General features: G+C 50.2%; 3 protein-coding genes. All 3 read left to right on the top strand.

What is annotated here, in order from left to right; all coding sequences use genetic code 11:
- Positions 1 to 132 precede the first annotated feature (132 nt).
- Positions 133 to 405 carry a hypothetical protein gene (locus RMO84_RS08620; protein WP_396135805.1) on the top strand — a complete coding sequence of 91 codons (273 nt, stop codon included), beginning with the start codon at positions 133 to 135 and terminating at the stop codon, positions 403 to 405.
- Positions 405 to 773 (top strand): clan AA aspartic protease, encoded by a 369-nt coding sequence (locus tag RMO84_RS08615; protein WP_310488063.1) that lies wholly within the window; start codon positions 405 to 407, stop codon positions 771 to 773. The genes RMO84_RS08620 and RMO84_RS08615 overlap by 1 nt, the downstream gene beginning before the upstream one ends.
- A gap of 95 nt (positions 774 to 868) precedes the next feature.
- A partial coding sequence (locus RMO84_RS08610) for a MoxR family ATPase (RefSeq protein WP_310488062.1) occupies positions 869 to 1,822 on the top strand: 954 nt, incomplete at its 3' end.

Below are 1,822 nucleotides of genomic sequence, written 5' to 3'. Positions count from 1 at the left end.
CTTAAAACGATTCTGCCCTGGGGATGCTACGCGATCGATTCTCAACCGTATCACTCCTCGATCGATCGACCACTTTCTTTTCGATCGATCGGGGTAAAATGGAAGGGCAAAGTTACAACAGAGGGCGATCCTATGGCAGTCCGCCAACGACGTTATAGCAAAGAAGAATTAGCCCGACGTGGGCAAGAACTCTATGAGTCAGGGATTCGGCAGCAAGTCGAAGCCGGAAATGATGGCAAGATTGTGGCGATCGATATCGAAACTGGAGATTTTGAGGTCGATGAAACTGTCATGGGTGCAACCGATCGGCTATTTGAACGCCAGCCGGATGCTCAACCTTGGACGCTACGAATCGGACACATTGCTGTCTATCATTTTGGAGCGAGGAGTCTGAGAAAGGATTAATGATTCATGGAGTTGTTAACTTTCGTTATGAACTAACGCTTCCTTTAGTTGTCGGGAACTTGAATGGACAGCGAGAATTCGTCAATACTGTAATTGATACCGGATTTGATGGATTCTTGTCTTTGCCATCTGAAATAATTGTTCGCCTTGGATTGTCTTGGAGAACTTCTAATATAGCGACCTTGGGGGATGGCAGCAAAACCCTGTTTGACTTTTATACCGGAACTGTAATCTGGGATGGTGAGTATCGATCGATTGATATTGCTGAATCAGAGACGGAGCCGCTGCTAGGATTGGCAATACTGCGCGGGTATCGGTTACAGGTCGATAATGTTGAGGGCGGTATCGTTAAAATTGAAGCATTGTAATTACGTGCGGCGGCGATCGAGTGACGATCGCCTTTAACTGCGGTAGCGTCAGGGGTGTTCTGGGTACCCTAAACGAGAGTACTCTAGGTTTGGTTATGGATTTGTCCGTTGCAAAGCCCCAGCGGGTAGCTGGGCGAGAGATTTACCAACGTCTGCACCACAACATCGAACGGGTTGTTAAGGGTCAATCTGGTGCCATTCGGATGTTGCTTGCGGCCTTTGCTAGCGGGGGACACGTACTCCTAGAAGATTATCCCGGTACGGGTAAAACCACCCTAGCCAAAGCTCTAGCCTGTTCCGTGGATGTCTCCTTTAAACGCATCCAGTTTACGCCAGATCTATTACCATCCGATATTCTGGGGGTTTCGATCTTAGACCCGATCGAGCGTGCTTTTCATTTCCATGAAGGGCCGATTTTTGCCAACATCGTCCTGGCTGATGAGATTAATCGCGCCTCGCCCCGCACCCAATCTGCACTACTGGAGGCAATGGCCGAATCCCAGGTAAGCATCGACGGCAACGTCAAGAAACTAGACGATCCATTTTTTGTAATTGCCACACAAAATCCGGTAGATTCCAGAGGTACGTATCCCCTGCCAGAAGCCCAAATGGATCGGTTTGCGGTGCAGTTAAGTTTGGGTTATCTCTCGCCGGAGGCGGAAATCGAGATTATTTCTCAACACGTCGGTCAGCATTCCAGTCAACAATTGCGCCCCTGTCTGGCAGTAGAAGATATTGCGACCTTGAAGCAACAGGCACAGCAGATTCGGGTGAGTCCAGAAGTGAAACGCTACGTGGTGGATCTGATCGGTGCCACGCGACGGGCTGAGGGTGTCCAGTTGGGAGCCAGTCCACGGGGATCGATCGCCTTAGTGAAAGTCGCTCAGGCATTGGCTCTGTTCGATGGCTATGAATTCGTCTTGCCCGATCGGATCAAAGAAATTGCAGTGGCCGTACTCGCTCACCGACTCGTGATGGAACCGCAGGCGCGATTTTCTGGCCGGACGGCAGCAACTGTGGTTGCGGAAATTTTACGTGCCACTCCCATG

Origin of the sequence: Chamaesiphon sp. VAR_69_metabat_338 (assembly GCF_031423935.1) — a bacterium.
In the GTDB taxonomy this organism is placed as follows: domain Bacteria; phylum Cyanobacteriota; class Cyanobacteriia; order Cyanobacteriales; family Chamaesiphonaceae; genus Chamaesiphon.
Note: the sequence above shows the minus strand (reverse complement) of the source record. Positions and strands in the feature narration are given on the sequence as shown.